Source organism: Streptomyces sp. LN549 (genome assembly GCF_043203805.1).
Taxonomy (GTDB): domain Bacteria; phylum Actinomycetota; class Actinomycetes; order Streptomycetales; family Streptomycetaceae; genus Streptomyces.
Window position 1 is genome coordinate 5,195,526 of the sequence record NZ_JAZHRI010000002.1, and the last position, 17,565, is coordinate 5,213,090.

Annotated in this window: 19 protein-coding genes and 1 tRNA gene; 15 read left to right on the forward strand and 5 right to left on the reverse strand. The window is 70.6% G+C overall.

The window, feature by feature from the left end; genetic code table 11:
• Nucleotides 1–60: 60 nt before the first annotated feature.
• Both SH922_RS23580 and SH922_RS23585 read right to left on the reverse strand, forming a co-directional pair.
• Nucleotides 61–1,416: a sensor histidine kinase gene (locus SH922_RS23580; protein ID WP_393059877.1), complete on the reverse strand. Its 1,356-nt coding sequence runs from the start codon at nt 1,414–1,416 to the stop codon at nt 61–63.
• A 246-nt stretch (nt 1,417–1,662) separates the two neighbouring features.
• Nucleotides 1,663–2,865, reverse strand: coding sequence for a sensor histidine kinase (locus tag SH922_RS23585; protein ID WP_393059878.1), 1,203 nt, complete (start codon nt 2,863–2,865; stop codon nt 1,663–1,665).
• A 179-nt stretch (nt 2,866–3,044) separates the two neighbouring features.
• Here SH922_RS23585 and SH922_RS23590 point away from each other — a divergent pair, with 179 nt between their 5' ends.
• The 14 genes from SH922_RS23590 to SH922_RS23655 all read left to right on the forward strand — a co-directional run bounded on the left by SH922_RS23590 (nt 3,045) and on the right by SH922_RS23655 (nt 15,402).
• The gene (locus SH922_RS23590) at nt 3,045–3,446 is read left to right on the forward strand and encodes an NADH-quinone oxidoreductase subunit A (protein WP_393063669.1); all 402 of its coding nucleotides are present in this window, start codon (nt 3,045–3,047) and stop codon (nt 3,444–3,446) included.
• Nucleotides 3,437–4,114 carry an NADH-quinone oxidoreductase subunit B gene (locus SH922_RS23595; RefSeq protein WP_393059879.1) on the forward strand — a complete coding sequence of 226 codons (678 nt, stop codon included), beginning with the start codon at nt 3,437–3,439 and terminating at the stop codon, nt 4,112–4,114. The genes SH922_RS23590 and SH922_RS23595 overlap by 10 nt, the downstream gene beginning before the upstream one ends.
• Complete coding sequence (locus SH922_RS23600) at nt 4,111–5,256, forward strand: NADH-quinone oxidoreductase subunit C (RefSeq protein WP_393059880.1); 1,146 nt, start codon at nt 4,111–4,113, stop codon at nt 5,254–5,256. Before SH922_RS23595 ends, SH922_RS23600 begins: the two co-directional genes overlap by 4 nt.
• Nucleotides 5,253–6,221, forward strand: a complete 969-nt coding sequence (locus SH922_RS23605; RefSeq protein WP_393059881.1) for an NADH-quinone oxidoreductase subunit H — start codon at nt 5,253–5,255, stop codon at nt 6,219–6,221. The genes SH922_RS23600 and SH922_RS23605 overlap by 4 nt, the downstream gene beginning before the upstream one ends.
• Nucleotides 6,221–6,808, forward strand: coding sequence for a NuoI/complex I 23 kDa subunit family protein (locus tag SH922_RS23610; protein WP_393059882.1), 588 nt, complete (start codon nt 6,221–6,223; stop codon nt 6,806–6,808). The genes SH922_RS23605 and SH922_RS23610 overlap by 1 nt, the downstream gene beginning before the upstream one ends.
• On the forward strand, nt 6,808–7,473 hold the full coding sequence (locus SH922_RS23615; RefSeq protein ID WP_393063670.1) for an NADH-quinone oxidoreductase subunit J: 666 nt from the start codon (nt 6,808–6,810) through the stop codon (nt 7,471–7,473). Before SH922_RS23610 ends, SH922_RS23615 begins: the two co-directional genes overlap by 1 nt.
• Nucleotides 7,473–7,898, forward strand: a complete 426-nt coding sequence (gene nuoK, locus SH922_RS23620) for an NADH-quinone oxidoreductase subunit NuoK (protein ID WP_393059883.1) — start codon at nt 7,473–7,475, stop codon at nt 7,896–7,898. The genes SH922_RS23615 and nuoK overlap by 1 nt, the downstream gene beginning before the upstream one ends.
• Entirely contained in the window at nt 7,895–9,895 is a 2,001-nt protein-coding gene (locus SH922_RS23625; protein WP_393059884.1) for an NADH-quinone oxidoreductase subunit L, read from the forward strand. The genes nuoK and SH922_RS23625 overlap by 4 nt, the downstream gene beginning before the upstream one ends.
• Before the next feature lie 27 nt (nt 9,896–9,922).
• Nucleotides 9,923–11,473 (forward strand): NuoM family protein, encoded by a 1,551-nt coding sequence (locus SH922_RS23630; RefSeq protein ID WP_393063671.1) that lies wholly within the window; start codon nt 9,923–9,925, stop codon nt 11,471–11,473.
• Nucleotides 11,470–12,987: an NADH-quinone oxidoreductase subunit N gene (locus SH922_RS23635; protein WP_393059885.1), complete on the forward strand. Its 1,518-nt coding sequence runs from the start codon at nt 11,470–11,472 to the stop codon at nt 12,985–12,987. The genes SH922_RS23630 and SH922_RS23635 overlap by 4 nt, the downstream gene beginning before the upstream one ends.
• A 114-nt stretch (nt 12,988–13,101) precedes the next feature.
• On the forward strand, nt 13,102–13,566 hold the full coding sequence (gene mscL / locus SH922_RS23640; RefSeq protein ID WP_393059886.1) for a large conductance mechanosensitive channel protein MscL: 465 nt from the start codon (nt 13,102–13,104) through the stop codon (nt 13,564–13,566).
• A 195-nt stretch (nt 13,567–13,761) separates the two neighbouring features.
• Complete coding sequence (gene htpX, locus SH922_RS23645; protein ID WP_393059887.1) at nt 13,762–14,625, forward strand: zinc metalloprotease HtpX; 864 nt, start codon at nt 13,762–13,764, stop codon at nt 14,623–14,625.
• Nucleotides 14,622–15,014, forward strand: a complete 393-nt coding sequence (locus SH922_RS23650; protein ID WP_148020197.1) for a YccF domain-containing protein — start codon at nt 14,622–14,624, stop codon at nt 15,012–15,014. Before htpX ends, SH922_RS23650 begins: the two co-directional genes overlap by 4 nt.
• A 112-nt stretch (nt 15,015–15,126) precedes the next feature.
• Nucleotides 15,127–15,402: a GlsB/YeaQ/YmgE family stress response membrane protein gene (locus SH922_RS23655; protein WP_148020198.1), complete on the forward strand. Its 276-nt coding sequence runs from the start codon at nt 15,127–15,129 to the stop codon at nt 15,400–15,402.
• Here SH922_RS23655 and SH922_RS23660 read toward each other — a convergent pair.
• The 3 genes from SH922_RS23660 to SH922_RS23670 all read right to left on the reverse strand — a co-directional run bounded on the left by SH922_RS23660 (nt 15,363) and on the right by SH922_RS23670 (nt 17,269).
• On the reverse strand, nt 15,363–16,076 hold the full coding sequence (locus tag SH922_RS23660) for an alpha-ketoglutarate-dependent dioxygenase AlkB family protein (protein WP_393059888.1): 714 nt from the start codon (nt 16,074–16,076) through the stop codon (nt 15,363–15,365). The two genes, SH922_RS23655 and SH922_RS23660, sit on opposite strands and share 40 nt — an antisense overlap.
• Nucleotides 16,076–16,594: a methylated-DNA--[protein]-cysteine S-methyltransferase gene (locus SH922_RS23665; protein WP_393059889.1), complete on the reverse strand. Its 519-nt coding sequence runs from the start codon at nt 16,592–16,594 to the stop codon at nt 16,076–16,078. The genes SH922_RS23660 and SH922_RS23665 overlap by 1 nt, the downstream gene beginning before the upstream one ends.
• A 186-nt stretch (nt 16,595–16,780) precedes the next feature.
• Nucleotides 16,781–17,269, reverse strand: coding sequence for a YajQ family cyclic di-GMP-binding protein (locus tag SH922_RS23670; protein WP_352123418.1), 489 nt, complete (start codon nt 17,267–17,269; stop codon nt 16,781–16,783).
• 214 nt (nt 17,270–17,483) lie between these two features.
• Between SH922_RS23670 and SH922_RS23675 the strand changes: the two genes are divergently transcribed.
• Nucleotides 17,484–17,565: transfer RNA gene (locus tag SH922_RS23675), tRNA-Tyr, on the forward strand.

Genomic DNA, 17,565 nt, shown 5'->3' on the forward strand with positions numbered 1-17,565 from the left:
CCGGGCCGGCCCGGGGTACGGGTCCGCCCGGCGCCCGGGTGCCGGAGGGGAGCCGGCGGCTCAGCCGCGCCAGGGCAGCTCGGCCGTGACCTTCGTCGGGCCGCCCACGGGGGACTCGACGACGAGGATCCCGTCCACCGCGTCCAGCCGTTCGGTCAGACCGGCCAGACCGCTGCCCGACGTCAGGTCGGCGCCACCGCGCCCGTTGTCGCTGACCTGGAGCATCAGCCGGTCCGCCGACCTCCACACGTCGACCGAGGCGCGGGTGGCGTGGGCGTGCTTGCTGACGTTCTGCAGGAGCTCGGAGACGGTGAAGTAGGCGATGCCCTCGATGGCCTGCGCGGGACGGGTCGACAGGTCGACCTCGACCGTGACGGGGACGGTGCAGCGGGAGGCGATGGCGGACAGGGCGGCGTCCAGTCCGCGGTCGGTGAGGACGGCGGGGTGGATGCCGCGGGCCAGGTCGCGCAGCTCCTGGAGAGCGACCTTCACCTCACCGTGGGCCTCGTCGACCATCTTGGCCGCGGCCTCCGGATCGGCGGTCAGCTTCTCCTTGGCCAGCCCCAGATCCATGGCGAGGGCGACGAGCCGGGCCTGCGCGCCGTCGTGGAGGTCCCGCTCGATGCGGCGCAGGTCCGCGGCGGCCGTGTCGACGACCACACCGCGGTCCGACTCCAGCTCCGTGACACGCGTCGCCAGCCGCGACGGGCCCAGCAGGCCGGCCACCATCAGCCGGTCCACCGAGGTCAGGCCGCGCATGATCCACGGCGTGACCAGGACGAACACCAGACCGAAGGCGCTGGTCAGAGCAAGCTCGACGGACGAGTCCAGGTAGACCTGGTGGGTGGCGTCGCCGTACAGCTGAACCCCGTCGACCCCCGTGTAGGTGGGGAAGACCCAGTGCCACAACGGGTACGTGAGGGCCGCCCAGCCCCACGACCACAGGGTCAGTGAGACGCCGAACGCGAAGACCGCCCACGGGAAGTGCAGCAGTGCGTAGAGCAGGTGCCGCCAGGACACCCCGCTCTTCAGGACCGCCCCCATCCAGGACATCGGACCGCCGGTCCTGCCCCGTACCGGCGCGGGATCGGCCACGTCGAGCTTGAGCAGGCCACGCGCCCGGGCCCGCTCCAGCGCGCCGAAGCCGCGGCACATGGTCAGGCCTGCGGCCAGGACGGGGATCCCCAGGAAGGTGATGAGCAGTCCGGCGCCCACCGAGGTCATGGTGATCGCGAAGACGAACAGCACGATGCTGATCGGCAGGCTCAGCATCAGATAGCCGAACTCGCGCCAGGTCCTGGCCTCGATGGGGGCCCGCAGCGCGGCCGGCAGGACGTGCTTCGTTGCGAGGTGGTCCCCAGGACCGCTTCCCTGCCGCTGGGGGTCCCGGGTGTCCGGTCCGTATGCCGTGGCCATGGGTTCCGTCCGTTTCTTCCACGTCTGCTTCTGCTGCATCTGCGTCTGCGTGTACGTCTGCGTCTGGGTCTGTGTGTACGGCTGGGCGGTACGTCTTCGTGTGCGGCTGCGTCTGCGAGTCCGCTGCCGTGTCGGTGTGCCGTGTGCCTGCTTCAAGACTGCTGGGTCGTAAGCGCTCACACCATGAGGGCGGTATCCCTCTTCGACCGGGGGTTTTCCCCACCCCGGCCCCGCCGGCTGGCGGGGTCAGGCCGTGTGGGCGCCGGCCACGGTCTTCTCACTCTCCCGATCGCGCCAGGGCAGCTCCGCGGTGACGGTCGTCGGGCCGCCGGCCGGGGAGTCGAGGACGAACAGCCCGTCGACGGCCCCCAGCCGCTCGGCCAGCCCCGCCATCCCCGTACCGCCGTCCATCGAGGCCCCGCCCCGGCCGTCGTCGGTGACCTGGATCAGCAGCCGGTCAGCCGCGCGCCACACATCGACGGATGCCGAACGGGCCCCGCTGTGCTTGCTGACGTTCTGCAGGAGCTCGGAGACGGTGAAGTACGCGATGCCCTCGATGGCCTGCGCCGGCCGCCCAGGCAGATCCACCCCCACGGTGACGGGAACGGTGCAGCGGGAGGCGATGGCGGACAGGGCGGCGTCCAGTCCGCGGTCGGTGAGGACGGCCGGGTGGATGCCACGGGCGAGATCACGCAGCTCCTGGAGGGCCACCTTCACCTCGCCGTGCGCCTCGTCGACCATCCTGGCCGCGGCCTCCGGATCGTCCGTCAGCTTCTCCTTCGCCAGCCCGAGCCCCATGGCGAGGGCCACGAGGCGGGCCTGCGCCCCGTCGTGCAGATCGCGCTCGATGCGGCGCAGGTCCGCGGCGGCCGTGTCGACGACGACACCGCGGTCAGACTCCAGCTCGGCGATCCGGCGCTCCAGCTCGTCGGAGGGGGACAGCAGCCCGCGCACCATGCCGCGGTCGGCGTTGGTCATCAGCCGCGCCATATAAGGAAGCACCGGCCACAGGACGAAGAGGCTCACGAGCGTCACCGCGAACGTGACCACGCCCCAGGGCAGCCGTATGAAGCAGTACAGCGCCGCGCGCCAGCCGACCGGGTCCTTCAGGCTCGACCACAGCCAGGCGAAGAAGCCCTCCTCCCGGCGGACCCGGGCCATCGGGCTCGGCTCGTCGATCCGCAGCCCGAGCAGCCCTCGCGCCCGGCCCCGTTCCGCCCGCCCCAGCAGCCGGGCACCCTGGAGCCCCAGCGCCAGCAGCGGCAGACCGATCACCGTGACCGCCAGCCCCACGCCGATGGCGACCATCAGCACGGTGTAGACGAATCCGGCGATCGCCATCGGGAGATTGGAGAGGAGATGCGCGATCTCCTTCCACGTCCACCGGTCGAAGGCGAAGCGGACAGGAGGCGGCCCGTCGTGGTCGGGTACCTGGGGGCTCATGGTCATGCGTCCAGCCTGCCGGGCCCGGCCCCACGACGCCATGGGGCTCGTGGGTGGGGGCGAAGTAGGGATATCCCTACCAGTTGCCCGACGCAACTGCTTACCGTCCCTTTACAGGGCCTAGACTCCCGTGCGTACAGATCGTCGGACAGGTTTGAGGGAGCGAGGGGGCGGACGTGACGGACGTGGCGGACCTGCCGGGATCGACCGTTCTCGCGTCGGACTACTTCCACGGCTACTCGGTGGTCGGACTGCTCGCGGTGATCGGCGTGCTGTTCGTCGCCGTCGCCTTCGGAGCCGGCCGCCTGCTGCGCCCCGTGGTGCCGACGCCGGAGAAGCTCCTCACATACGAATGCGGCGTGGACCCGGTGGGGGAGGGCTGGGCACACACCCAGGTCCGCTACTACGTCTACGCCTTCCTGTACGTGATCTTCGCCGTCGACTCGATCTTCCTGTTCCCGTGGGCGACCGTCTTCGCCGCGCCCGGATACGGCGCGACGACGCTGGTGGAAATGTTCATCTTCCTCGGTTTCCTGGCCGTGGGACTGCTCTACGCATGGAAGAAGGGCGTCCTCGAATGGACGTGACGAGCCCGTCGTCCTCCGGCCACCCGCACCCCGGCCCGGAGGCGGACGCCGAACCCGTACCCACGTTCCTCCCGGAGCCGAAGCGCCTGGGCGTGCTGTCCCGGCTCGCGCCCGAGCCGATGAAGGTGGTCCTCAACTGGGGCCGCCGCTACAGCCTCTGGGTCTTCAACTTCGGACTCGCCTGCTGCGCCATCGAATTCATCGCCGCCTCCATGGCGCGCCACGACTTCATCCGGCTCGGCGTGATCCCCTTCGCGCCGGGCCCCCGCCAGGCCGACCTCATGATCGTCTCCGGCACGGTGACGGACAAGATGGCGCCTGCGGTGAAGCGGCTGTACGAGCAGATGCCCGAGCCCAAGTACGTCATCTCCTTCGGCGCCTGCTCCAACTGCGGTGGCCCGTACTGGGACTCGTACTCCGTGACGAAGGGCGTCGACCAGATCATCCCGGTCGACGTCTACGTGCCCGGCTGCCCGCCCAGGCCGGAGGCCCTGCTCCAGGGCATTCTCAAGCTTCAGGAGAAGATCGCGCGCGAGTCGCTGGGCGAGCGCTACGCGACCGGCGGCAGCCGGCCCTCCACCGCCGCACTGCGCAGCGGACTGGTCTCCGCGCCGCCCGCACCGGGTTCGCCGGGTTCGCCGGGTTCGCCGGGGGAGGAGGGGAAGTGACCGCCGCCGAGAAGTACGACCGGCTGCCGGACGCCGTCACCGAGCTCTTCGGCGAGGACGCCACGGCGGAGCGGGCGTACGAACTGCTGACCGTCGACGTGCCCGCCGCCTCCTGGATCGACGCCCTCGAAACGGCGCGCGACGACCTCGGCTGCACCTACTTCGACTGGCTGAGCGCCGTGGACGAACCGGGTACAGGCTTCCGGGTCTGCGCCCATGTCGCCGCGCTGCCGGCAGCGTCCGGCAGCGTCCGGCGACTGCTGGTCCGTACGACCGTGCCCCACGAGGCGGCCGTGCTGCCCACCGCGATCGATGTGTATGCGGGCGCCGCCTGGCACGAGCGCGAGACCCACGAGATGTTCGGCATCGCTTTCGAGGGCCACCCGCACCTGGTCCCGCTGCTGCTGCCCGAGGGCTTCGAGGGCCATCCCCTGCGCAAGGACTTCGTCCTCGCGGCGCGCGTGGCGAAGGCCTGGCCGGGCGCCAAGGAGCCGGGCGAGTCGGAGCACGGCGGCCCGAAGCGCCGCACGATGCTGCCGCCCGGTGTGCCCGACCCGAACGAATGGGGCCCCCTGAAGGGTCAGCTCCCGCCGGCCCCCGCCCGCCCGGCGCGCGCGGCCAGGCCCGCTGGCGACCGCCCGGCCCGCCGCACCCGCAGCGTGAGCGACGGCTCGGCGGGCCAGCAGCCGCCGACGACGTCGACCCCGGACACGACCCCGGACACGTCAGCACCCGCGACCGCCCCGCCCGAGGCCACGGGCACGGGCACGGGCACGGAGTCCGCATCCCGGCCGACGCCCGCGCGCCGTACCCGCAGTGCGTCGCAGGGTTCGGCCAGCCAGGAGAGGCCGGGGACTCCGGCGGCCCCGAGCGAGGCGCCGACGCCGGCGCCGGCCTCGGATGCGCCGTGGCACGACGCCCGCCCGGCGTTCGACGAGCCCCCGGTCCGGGAAGGGGCGGCCAGGGGAGAAGCCCCGCGCAGCGGCACCCCCGACGACCCGACCCCCGAACCACCCACCGAGCAGGCCACCGAGACCTCCGAGGCCCCCGAGCCCCCCGAGGCCCCCGAGACCTCTGAGGACACCAAGCCCCCCGAGCCCCCCGAGGCCCCCAAGCCCCAGACCGGAGGCGATCCCGAGTGAACGACGTACTGGACGTCGCCCTTCGCCTCGTCATCGTCTTCGCCGTGTTCATGGTCGTCCCCCTCGTCGTGGGCCAGGCCGAGCACAAGGTGATGGCCCACATGCAGGGCCGCCTCGGCCCCATGTACGCCGGTGGCTTCCACGGCTGGGCCCAGCTCGTCGCGGACGGCGTGAAGTTCGCGCAGAAGGAAGACATCGTCCCGGCCGAGGCCGACCGCCGGGTCTTCCAGATCGCGCCCGCCGTCGCGCTGCTTCCGTACCTCCTCGTACTCGTCGTGATCCCGATCGGGCCCGGTGAGGGCGCGGTCGGCCAGGTCGTCGACGCGGGCATCTTCTTCGTGCTCGCCGTGATGGGCGTCGGCGTGCTCGGCTCCCTGATGGCGGGCTGGGCATCCGCCAACAAGTTCTCGCTGCTCGGCGGCCTCCGTACCGCCGCGCAACTGCTCGCGTACGAACTGCCGATGCTGCTCGCCGCCGCCTCCGTGGCGATGGCGGCCGGCACCGTCTCCCTCCCCGGCATCCTCAACGCCTTCGAGTGGTGGTGGCTGCCCTGGCAGATCGTCGGCGCCCTGGTCTTCTTCGTGGCCGGACTCGCCGAACTCCAGCGCCCGCCCTTCGACATGCCGGTCGCCGACTCGGAGATCATCTTCGGCGCGTACACCGAGTACACCGGCCTCCGCTTCGCGCTCTTCCTGCTCGCCGAGTACGCGGGCATCGTCGTGCTGTGCGGACTCACCACCGTCCTCTTCCTGGGCGGCTGGCACGGACCGCTGGGCGCCGACGGACTCGGCTGGGTCTGGACGCTCCTGAAGACCGGCATCCTCGCCTTCGTCGTCATCTGGCTGCGCGTGAGCTATCCGCGGCTGCGCGAGGACCAGCTCCAGAAGCTCGCCTGGACCACACTCATCCCGCTCGCTCTCGCGCAGATCGCGCTCACCGGCATCGTGAAGGTGGCGATCAACTAGTGCCCCCGATCCCCGGCTCAGGCCTGGCCAAGGGCCTCGCCGTCACCCTGCGGACGATGACGAAGAAGACCGTCACCGCGCAGTACCCGGACGTGCAGCCCGAACTCCCGCCCCGCTCCCGTGGCGTCATCGCGTTGTTCGAGGAGAACTGCACGGTCTGCATGCTCTGCGCACGCGAGTGCCCGGACTGGTGCATCTACATCGACTCCCACAAGGAGACCGTGCCCGCAGCGGTCCCGGGCGGCCGCGAGCGCAGCCGCAACGTACTGGACCGCTTCGCGATCGACTTCTCCCTCTGTATGTACTGCGGTATCTGCATCGAGGTGTGCCCGTTCGACGCGCTGTTCTGGTCGCCGGAGTTCGAGTACGCGGAGACGGACATCCTGGAACTCACCCATGAGCGCGACAAACTGCGCGACTGGATGTGGACGGTTCCGGAACCGCCGGCCCTCGACCCGGCCGCCGAGGAGCCGAAAGAGATCGCCGCCGCCCGCAAGACGGCGGACAAGCTCCGTACCCAGCGCGAACAGGAAGCAGCGGCCGAGGCCGCTCCGCCCGCCCCGACGGACCAGGAAGGACAGGCGTGATCACCGCCGCCGGCACCGCACTGGGCGCCAACTCCGGCCCCGTCCTCGCCGCCGTGAGCCACCCCGGCTTCCTCTCCCCGACGGGGGTCGAGATCGCCTTCGTCCTCGTCGGCATCGCCACCCTCGGCGCGGCCCTCGTGACTGTCACGACCAGGCAGCTGGTGCATGCCGCCCTCTGGCTCATCGTGGCGCTCGGCGGTCTCGCCGTCGAGTACCTCCTGCTCACCGCGGAGTTCATCGCCTGGGTGCAGGTACTGATCTACGTCGGTTCCGTGGTCGTCCTCCTCCTGTTCGGCCTGATGCTCACCCGGGCCCCCATCGGCCGCTCCCCGGACGCCGATTCGGAGAACCGGTGGGCCGCCCTCGCGGTCGCCGTAGCCGCGGCCGGCACCCTCGTCTGGGTCGTCGTGGACGCCTTCCGGACCACCTGGATCAAGCTTGACGGGCCGGCCCAGGGCTCCACCGAGGCCACCGGCTCCTTCCTCTTCCGGCACTGGGTGCTCCCCTTCGAAGCGCTCTCCGTTCTCCTGCTCGCCGCCCTCGTCGGCGCGATCGTCATGTCCCGCAAGGGCCGCGAGAACGCGGGCCGAGACAACACGAGCCCCGAAATCCCGAGCCGTGAAACCACGGGCCGCGAGACCACGAGCCGAGAGGACAAGAGCTGATGCACCTCGCCTATCCCGCCGTGCTCGCCGCCCTCCTCTTCTGCACCGGGCTGTACGGAGTGCTCGCCCGCCGCAACGCGATCCTCGTCCTGATGTCCGTCGAGCTGATGCTCAACGCCGTCAACCTCAACCTCGTCGCCTTCGACGTCTGGCTCCGCGACGCCCTGCACTCCGGCCAGGCCCTCACCCTGTTCACCATCGCCATCGCGGCGGCGGAGATCGGCATCGGCCTGGCGATCGTCCTCGCCGTGTACCGCAACCGCGGCAGCTCCGACATCGACCGCCTCCGCGACACCGCCGAGACCGACGACGCCGAGACGGTCCCGGCCGGCGACAGCGACGACCACACAGGCACCGGCAACGGCACCGCAGACCAGGCCACTGCTCCGGCAGGGAAGGCAAAGAAGGCAGAGGCCACCGCGTGACCACCACGACCCTCGCCGTCCTCGTCCCCCTTCTCCCGTTCCTGGGCGCGGCGGCCGGCCTTCTCCTCGGCCGCACCGCGCCGGGCTTCGTCCGGCCGCTGGCCGTGCTGCCCTCTCTCGTCTCCCTCGTCGCCGCCGCCGTCGTCGCCGCGCGCCAGGGCGGCGGGCCGGCCATCGACGCCGCGACCCAGCTCACCCCCACCGGCTCGGTCCCGATCGACCTCGCGCTGCACCTCGACGGCTTCGCCGTCCTCGTCGCCGTCCTGGTCGCCCTCGTCGCGAGCTGCGTGCAGATCTACTCGACCGCGTATCTGCGTGACGACCCGCGCTACCCCTCGTACGCGGCCCTCGTCTCCCTCTTCACCTCCGCGATGCTGCTCGTCGTCTACTCCGGCGACCTGATGGTGCTTCTGGTCGGCTGGGAGATCATGGGCATCTGCTCGTACTTCCTGGTCGGCCACTACTGGGAGACGCCCGAGGCACGCGCCGCCTCCCTCAAGGCCTTCCTGGTCACCAAGCTCGGCGACGTCCCCTTCCTCATCGGCCTGTTCGCCCTCGCCGCCGACACCGGCACCTTCCGGATCACCGGCATCCTGGGTGCCGTCGCCCACGGCGGCCTCGATCACCCCACCCTGATCGCCCTGCTCCTCCTCGCCGGTGTCGCCGGCAAGTCCGCGCAGTTCCCGCTCCACACCTGGCTGCCCGATGCCATGGCCGGCCCCACCCCCGTCTCCGCGCTGATCCACGCGGCGACGATGGTCGCCGCCGGTATCTACTTCGTGGCCCGGCTCCTCCCCGTCTTCGCCGAATCCGGCGCCGCCCTCGTCGTCCTCGCCGTGATGGCAGCCGTCACGATGATCGGCTCCGGACTCGCAGCCCTCGCCCAGGACGACATCAAACGCGTCCTCGCGTACTCGACCATCGGTCAGCTCGGCTACATGGCCGGCGCCCTGGCCGTAGGGGACCGCGGCGCCGCCGTCTTCCACCTCATCTCGCACGGTGCGTTCAAAGCCGTCCTCTTCCTCGCCGCGGGCGTCGTCATCCACGCCGCCGGCACCAACTCGCTGGCCGCCATGTCCCGTATGGGAGGCCTGGCCAAGCGCATCCCCGACGCCTACTGGACGATGACGGTCGCCCTGCTCGCGCTGGCCGCCATCCCGCCGTTCGCCGGCTTCTTCTCCAAGGAAGCCGTCCTCGTCGCCGCCGAGCACACCGCCCTCGGCGACCGGCACGTCGCCCCGGCCGCCGCCGGCTGGACGGTCCTCGTCGCCGGCCTCCTGGCCGCTGTGCTCACCGCCGCGTACGCCACCCGCCTGTGGCTTCTCGCCTTCCGCGGCCGCGGCGCCGAGGCCCCCGACCACGGCAGGCAGCCCGTCGCCATGACCTCGGTCCTGTGGGTGCTGGCCGTCCCCACCATGGCCTTCGGCCTGACCGTCGGCGTGATCACCGACTGGTTCGACGGCCACAGCCTCACCCCGTCGCTGACCACCGCCGTGCTGTCCACCGGTGTCGGACTCGTCGGCGGCCTCGTCACCTACGGAGCCTGGCGTCACACCACGGCACTCGCCGCCCGCACCCCCATGGGTTCGGTCGTCGCCCACCCCGACGCGGAACCCGCCCTCGTCGAGGTCGAAGCCATGGAGAGCCACACCGCCGCCTACGGAACCGCCGGTGACGCCCCCGACCCGGCCGACCCCGGCCGTCTGCTGCTCGGCCCGCTCCACCGCCACGCGGCCACCGGCTTCCACCTGGACGCCCTGTACGCGGCCCTGTTCGTCCGCCCCGTCCAGGCCGCGGCGAGCCTCGTCCGCTTCCTGGACCGCGAGGTCGTCGACACCTACGTACGTGGCTCCGCCACCGGCGCACGCTGGCTCGGCACAGCCGTCCGCCGCGCGCAGACCGGCAACGTGCAGACCTACCTCAGCGCACTGCTCGCCGGTTCGCTGGTCCTGGCGGTCGCCGCCGTCGTCTTCGCCAACGTCAACGCCGGGTCGTGAGCCGTGATCGATATCAGCGCATCCGTGATGCAGTTCCTTCTGGCGTTCATCGTCGTCGCCCCGCTCGTCGGGGCCGTCGCCGCCCTGCTCCCGGCCCCGCCCGGGCTGAAGGGCAGGAACCCGGACCAGGCCGTGCTCCGCCACGGCGTGACCGTCAGCGGCGTGATCCTCCTCGCCGCGATCGTGCTGGCCCTGGGCTTCGACCACGACCACCCGTCGAAGATGCAGGCCACCACCGACATCAGCTGGATCCCGGCGCTCGACGTCCGCATCCATCTCGGCATCGACGGCATCTCGCTCCCCCTCCTCGTGCTGACCGCGCTGCTGACCTTCCTCTGCGCGCTCTACAGCTACTTCAAAATGCCTGAGGGCCCCTCCCCGAAGGCCTTCGTCGCACTGATCCTCGTCCTCGAGTCCGGCACCCTCGCGACCTTCGCCGTCCTCGACCTGCTGCTGTTCTTCCTGGCGTTCGAGATGGTGCTCATCCCGATGTACTTCCTCATCGCCCGCTGGGGCGGTGCGCAGAAGCAGGCAGCCGCCTGGAAGTTCATCCTCTACACACTGCTCGGCTCGGTCGTCATGCTGCTGGGCCTGCTCCTCATCGGACTGAAGAGCGGCACCTTCGACATGGTGGCACTCGCCACTGACAACGGCCGCGGCCTCACCTCGTCCGTGCAGGTCATCGCCGTTCTCGCGATCGGCATCGGGCTCGCGGTGAAGACGCCGATGTGGCCGCTGCACAGCTGGCTCCCCGACGCCCACACCGCCGCCCCGACCGTCGGTTCCGTCCTCCTCGCGGGCGTCCTGCTGAAGATGGGCACGTACGGATTCGTCCGGATCCTGCTCCCCGTCGCCCCCGACGGCATGCACACCTTCGCGCCCTACCTCGCGGCGTTCGCGGTCGTCGGCATCATCTACGGATCGCTCGCCTGCCTGGCCCTCGCCCGGCCCGGCGCCAAGGGCGACCTGAAGCGGCTGATCGCGTACTCCTCCGTCGGCCACATGGGCTTCGTCCTCCTCGGCATCGCGAGCATGACCCCCACCGGCGTCAACGGCGCGCTCTTCGCCAACATCGCCCACGGACTCATCACCGGCCTGCTGTTCTTCCTGGTCGGCGCGGTCAAGGACCGGTACGGCACCGCAGACCTCGACACCCTCGCCGGAGCGACCGGCGCCGCCCTCTACGGCCGCGTGCCCCGCCTCGGCGGCCTGCTCGCGTTCGCCGCGGTCGCCTCGCTCGGCCTGCCCGGCCTGGCCGGCTTCTGGGGCGAGATGCTCGCCCTGTTCGGCGCCTTCGACCCCGCCGCAGGACTGAGCCGCCCGGCCTTCCTGACCTTCATGTCCATCGCCGCGTTCGGCACCCTGCTCACGGCCGCGTATCTGCTCATCGTGGTCCGCCGCGTCTGCATGGGCGCCAAGCGTGAGGACCCGCACCCGGTCGCCGACATCCAGAGCTACGAATTCGCCGCCTGGACCCCCCTCGCGGCCCTCACCGTCCTCGCCGGCCTGTGGCCCGCCGTCCTCCTCGGCCTCACCGACCCGGCCGTGCAGAAGCTCCTCGCAGGAGGCAAGTCGTGACCACAGCGGCCGAGAGCACCACCAGCCTCGTCCAGTCCGTCGACTGGCTCGCGATCGCGCCCCCGGTCACCGTCGCGGCCGTCGCCCTCGCCGTCCTGGTCGCCGACCTCTTCGTCCCCGCAGCGCGCAAGCCGCTCCTCGGCTACGGCGCCGTCGCCGGACTCGTCGCCGCGCTCGCGCTCATCATTCCGCTGCACGAAGGCGACCGCTCCACCTTCTGCCTCACCACCGGCACCCGCGCCTGCAGCTACACCGCCGACCACTTCACCCTGGTCATCCAGGCCCTCGTACTCGGCGGCGCTCTGCTCACCGCGCTGCTCTCGATCGGCGACACCCGCAAGCTGCCGGCCGGCGAGTTCTGGTTCCTGCTGCTGTCCTCCGCCGCAGGCGCCGCACTCCTGCCCGCGGCCCGCGACCTCGCCACGCTCGTCGTCGCCCTCGAAGTCGCCTCGCTGCCCGCCTTCGCCCTCGTCGGCATCAAGCGCGGCGACCGGCGCTCCTCCGAGGCCGCACTGAAGTTCTTCCTCTCCTCGGTCGTCGCGACCGCCGTGATGCTCCTCGGCGTCAGCTTCGTGTACGCGGCAACCGGCACCCTCCACCTCACGGAGATCGCCGCCCGCCTCGACGACGTGCCCGGACAGCTCTCCACCCTTGCCGAGGCGGGCGTCGCCCTCACCCTCGTCGGCTTCGCCTTCAAGACCGCCGCCGCACCGTTCCACTTCTGGGTCCCCGACACCTACGTCGGCGCCCCCCTGCCGATCGCCGCCTACCTCTCGGTCGTCGGCAAGGCGGTCGGCTTCTCCGGTCTCATCCTCGTCACCGTGGTCGCCTTCCCCTCGTACGCGGACGTCTGGGGCCCCGCCCTCGCCGTCCTCGCCGCACTGACCATGACCGTCGGCAACGTCGCAGCGCTGCGCCAGAGCGCCACCCGCGCCCGCAGCGCCGTACGCCTGCTCGCCTGGTCGTCCGTCGCTCAGGCCGGCTACCTCCTGGTGCCGATCGCCGCGGCCGCGTACGCCGGAGACCGCCAGATCGGCTCCACCGTCGCGTACGCCCTGATGTACGCCGTCGTGAACCTCGGCGCGTTCGCGGTGGCCGCACTGGTCGCCCGTACCCACCCCGGCAACCGCATCGCCGATTACCGGGGTCTGTACGCCACCCGCCCGCTCGCCGCCCTCGCGATGGGCTTCTTCCTGCTCTGCCTGGCCGGACTCCCGCCGGGCATCATCGGACTCTTCGCCAAGGTCACGGTCTTCTCCTCGGCCGTCGACGCCGGACTCGGCTGGCTCGCCGTGGTCATGGCAGTCAACGTCGTGATCGCGCTGTACTACTACCTCAAGTGGACCGCGGCCCTGTTCCGCAGCCCCGCCGAGGACGGTACGGAACAGCCCGTCACCCGCCACGGCACCCCGGCACCGCTCACCGTCGCGATCGTCCTCACCGCCGTCGCCGGCATCGCCCTGTCGGGCGCCCCGCAGACCGTGCTCAGGTTCGCCGGCGTCAACCTGTTCTGACGACCGGTTCCGACGACTTCAAGATCGGTTTGCCCCCGGCGGTCCGCACAGGGCAGGGTCATGCCCGCGCACGGCGCATACAACCTTCACATCACAACAGAGGAGCCAGAAGCAGTGCTGAACGGGTTCAAGGACTTCATCCTTCGCGGAAACGTGATCTCCATGGCGATCGGCCTCGCCGTCGGAGCGGCGTTCACCGCGGTCGTCACCGGGTTCAGCAACGCGTTCATCGTGCCGCTGATCGGCATCATCACCCGCGGTACGGGCGACTTCAGCAAGGCGCACTTCAAGTTCGACGGTGTGACGTTCCCCTACGGTCTCTTCGTCAGCGCCGCGATCGCCTTCCTCATCACGGCCGCGGTCCTCTACTTCTGTGTCGTCGTGCCCATGGCCAAGGTTCAGGACCGCTTCACCGCCAAGAAGGACCAGGAGCAGATCGACATCAAGGCCGCCCTGCGCGACTGCCCCCGCTGCTACACGGCGATCCCGGCCATCGCCTCCCGCTGCGGCCACTGCACCAGTGACGTCGAGCCCGAGCCCGCAGCCCTGGAGCTCGCGAAACTCCCCGTCCAGCGCTGACCCGGCGGCACGCCTCCACCCGTACGGCCCAGGGCCCACTCCGGTGCGAACACCCGGAGCGGGCCGGGCCCCGCGGCGGCAAGCACAAGGGAACTAGCTCTCCTCGCCTGGCGTTGACCAGTACGGGAGGCTCCACTGGGGAGTGGAGCACCACCAAGCAAGGGTTCCCCTGCTGCACCACTTGGAGGGCGTACCGTGCACCGCCGGCACAACGGGCTGAGAACTGCCGTCCTCCTGGGCGGCCTGTCCGCGCTCATCATCGTCATCGGCAGCTTCTTCGGACGTACGGGCCTGATCGTCGCGCTCCTCGTAGCCCTCGGCACCAACGCCTACGCCTACTGGAACAGCGACAAGCTGGCGCTGCGGGCCATGCGCGCCCGCCCGGTGAGCGAGTTCGAGGCGCCCCAGCTCTACCGCATGGTCCGTGAGCTCTCCACCGCGGCCCGCCAGCCCATGCCGCGGCTCTACATCTCCCCGACCCAGGCACCCAACGCCTTCGCGACCGGCCGCAACCCGCGCAACGCCGCGGTCTGCTGCACCGAAGGCATCCTCCAGATCCTGGACGAACGGGAACTGCGCGGCGTCCTCGGCCATGAGCTCAGCCATGTCTACAACCGCGACATCCTGATCTCGTCCGTCGCCGGGGCGCTCGCCTCCGTCGTCATGTTCCTGGTCAACTTCGCCTGGCTGATCCCGGTCGGCCGCTCCAACGACGACGAGGGCCCCGGCATCCTCGGCATGCTGCTGATCATGATCCTGGGCCCGCTCGCCGCATCCGTGATCCAATTGGCCGTGAGCCGCTCCCGTGAGTACGAGGCGGACGCCTCGGGCGCTCAGCTGACCGGCGACCCGCTGGCCCTGGCCAGCGCCCTGCGGAAGCTGGACGCCGGCACCAAACAGCTTCCGCTGCCCCCCGAGCCCCGGATCGAGACCGCGAGCCACATGATGATCGCGAACCCGTTCCGCCCCGGACAGGGCATGTCCAAGATGTTCTCGACCCATCCGCCCATGGCGGAGCGTATTGCCCGACTCGAGCAGATGGCAGGTCATCGCCCGTGAAGACGATTCTGAACGTCATTTGGCTGGTCCTGTGCGGCTTCTGGATGTTCCTCGGCTACATCCTCGCGGGACTCCTGCTGTGCATCACGATCATCGGTATCCCGTTCGGCCTGGCGGCCTTCCGCATCGGCCTCTACGCGCTGTGGCCCTTCGGCCACCGCGTCGTCGACCGCCGGGACGCGGGCGCGCCCTCCTGCGTGGGCAACGTGCTCTGGCTGGTCCTCGCGGGCTGGTGGCTGGCGCTCGGTCACATCACCACCGGCATCGCCCTGTGCCTCACGATCATCGGCATCCCCCTGGGCATCGCCAACTTCAAGCTGATCCCGGTCTCGCTCATGCCCTTCGGCAAGGAGATCGTCAGCACGGACGATCAGTTCGCCGGCTGGTGACGCACCCGTACGGCGGGCGGAGCACAGGCAGTTCACAGCCCGCGCTCCGCAACCGCCCGACCGCCACGAACGTCTTGGGTTCCAGGACCGAGTGACGGGTAGGTTGGCGCGCATGACCATTATTGGCTGGATCATTCTCGGACTTGTCGCCGGCGTCATCGCCAAGATCCTGCTGCCGGGCCGTGACCCGGGCGGCCTCGTGGGGACCACCCTCATCGGGATCGTGGGCGCCTTCCTGGGCGGCTGGATAGCGACGCGTTTCCTGGACCGCACGATCGACAACGAGGACTTCTTCGACCCGGCGACCTGGGTCTCCGCCATCGGCGGTTCCCTCGTCCTGCTGATCGGTTACCGGCTGCTGTTCGGGAACTCCCGCGAACGCCGCTGACGTCCGTCGTCCCCCGGGACGCCGAGCCCCGTCTCGCGCAGCGTCAGATTGAGCCGGCCACCGCGCATCCCCGTCCCGGGACCGGCCGTTCCGGGACGGATCCTCGGCACTCCGTGGAACGCGTGACGCGACGGCCCGCCGAAGACGAACAGATCCCCGGAGGACAGCTCCACGTCTGTGTAGGGCTGCCCCCGGCTCTCCGTGTTGCCGAAGCGGAAGACACAGGTGTCGCCGATGCTGAGTGACACGACGGGGGCACCGGACCGTTCCTCCTTGTCCTGGTGCATGCCCATCCGGGCCGCGTCGTCATAGAAGTTGATCAGCGCCGCGTCGGGCGCGTACGTCCGTACCGGGGACTCCGGCCCGTACGCCTCCGCCACCGCGGCCCGCCCCAACTCCGCGAGCCACTCCGGGAACGGGGCGACCGGTGCACCGTTCACGTCGTCCGCCGTGCGTGTGTACCGGTACGGCTGCCAGTGCCACCCCAGGCACACGGTCCGCACGGACATCACCCCGCCGCCCGGCAACGCCGTGTGCCGCAGCGGAACGGGCCCGCGCGCCCACTCACGGCACGCCGCCACCAACTCCCGCTGCTGTGCGACCGACAGCCACTCGGGTACGTGTACGGCGCCCGGTGCGACCACGGCCCGCGGCCTCGGGAACAGCCCGGTCATCAGCCTGCCGCCAGGGCACCCTCAAGCCCCAGGAGCTGCTCCTTGCGCTCCAGTCCGCCGGCGTAACCCCGCAGCGCCCCGTCCGCGCCGATCACCCGGTGGCACGGCCGCACGACGAGCAGCGGGTTGCGCCCGATCGCCGTACCCACGGCCCGGACCCCCGCCCCCGAGGAGCCGACCCGCTCGGCGATCTGTCCGTACGACACCGTCTCCCCGTACGGCACACCGTCCAGCGCGGCCCACACCCGGCGCTGGAAGTCCGTGCCGCGGCCGTCGGCGTACAGGAGATCGAAGCGGGTGCGCCGCCCCTCGAAGTACTCCCGCAGTTGCGTGGCGATCCCGTCGAAGGCCGCGGGCTCATGGACCCAGCCGTCCTGGACGACCGCCGCGCCCTTCTGGCCCGGTAGCGAGAGCGAGACGAGCGCGATCCCCGCCGAGGTTCCGGCCGGTCCCGCAACCTCTTCGCCGACCAGGAGCAGCTCACCCAGCGGGCTGTCGACCGTCGCGTACATGGTCATGGCTCGTCCCTCTCCTCGTCCGTCGGCCCGCCGGATCACCGGCTGCCACGGACCAGTCTGCGTCGCCCGAACCGCCACGACCGGCGGTATTCGGACATGCAGTCCGGGCGCGGAGCGGAGCATTCCGCCCTGCACCCGGACCGCCGTTTCCTGCCGGCAGTTCCCGGACCACCGGCAGTTCACGGACTACCGGTAGTTGGCGAACTGGACGTCGAAGTCGAAGTCCTGGCCCTTCAGCAGCGCCTGCACGGCCTGCAGGTCGTCCCGGCTCTTCGAGCTGACCCGCAGCTCGTCGCCCTGGACCTGCGCCTTGACGCCCTTGGGGCCCTCGTCGCGAATGATCTTGGCGACCTTCTTGGCGTTCTCCTGGGAGATGCCTTCCTCGATCGTGCAGAACAGCTTGTACTCCTTGCCGGACAGCTGCGGCTCGCCCGCGTCCAGCGACTTCAGGGAGATGCCGCGCTTGATCAGCTTGGACTGGAAGATGTCGAGGATCGCCTTGACCCGCTCCTCGCCGTTCGCCTCCATCAGGATCTTCTCGCCGGACCAGGAGATCGAGGCTCCCGTGCCCTTGAAGTCGTAACGCTGGGAGATCTCCTTGGCGGCCTGGTTGAGGGCGTTGTCGACCTCCTGCCGCTCGACCTTCGAGACGATGTCGAAACTGGAGTCGGCCATGACGTGTGGCTCCTTGTATCGGGGTGCTGGAAAGGAAGTGCTTGCAGGGGCGGTCACGGCGCCCGCAGGCACCACGCCGCCACCAAAGCCTAGCCACCCGCGCCCGTCCCGGCCGCTGGTCAATCCAGTGGCGTAGCACCCCCGGGCATCAGGTATCGTTTACGTCGTTGCCACAGAGCGCCGCCGCAAGGCGGATCTCACGGCAGCATCCCTTGGCGGTGTGCCCGAGTGGCCAAAGGGAGCAGACTGTAAATCTGCCGGCTCAGCCTACCCAGGTTCGAACCCTGGCGCCGCCA

Bases quoted from the DNA above. Each gene is read 5' to 3' on its own strand.
- SH922_RS23665 (WP_393059889.1), bottom strand. From the start codon at position 16,594: ATGACCATGTACGCGACGGTCGACAGCCCGCTGGGTGAGCTGCTCCTG.
- SH922_RS23670 (WP_352123418.1), bottom strand. From the start codon at position 17,269: ATGGCCGACTCCAGTTTCGACATCGTCTCGAAGGTCGAGCGGCAGGAG.
- SH922_RS23580 (WP_393059877.1), bottom strand. From the start codon at position 1,416: ATGGCCACGGCATACGGACCGGACACCCGGGACCCCCAGCGGCAGGGA.
- SH922_RS23595 (WP_393059879.1), top strand. From the start codon at position 3,437: ATGGACGTGACGAGCCCGTCGTCCTCCGGCCACCCGCACCCCGGCCCG.
- nuoK (WP_393059883.1), top strand. From the start codon at position 7,473: ATGCACCTCGCCTATCCCGCCGTGCTCGCCGCCCTCCTCTTCTGCACC.
- SH922_RS23585 (WP_393059878.1), bottom strand. From the start codon at position 2,865: ATGACCATGAGCCCCCAGGTACCCGACCACGACGGGCCGCCTCCTGTC.
- SH922_RS23660 (WP_393059888.1), bottom strand. From the start codon at position 16,076: ATGACCGGGCTGTTCCCGAGGCCGCGGGCCGTGGTCGCACCGGGCGCC.
- SH922_RS23630 (WP_393063671.1), top strand. From the start codon at position 9,923: ATGCAGTTCCTTCTGGCGTTCATCGTCGTCGCCCCGCTCGTCGGGGCC.
- SH922_RS23655 (WP_148020198.1), top strand. From the start codon at position 15,127: ATGACCATTATTGGCTGGATCATTCTCGGACTTGTCGCCGGCGTCATC.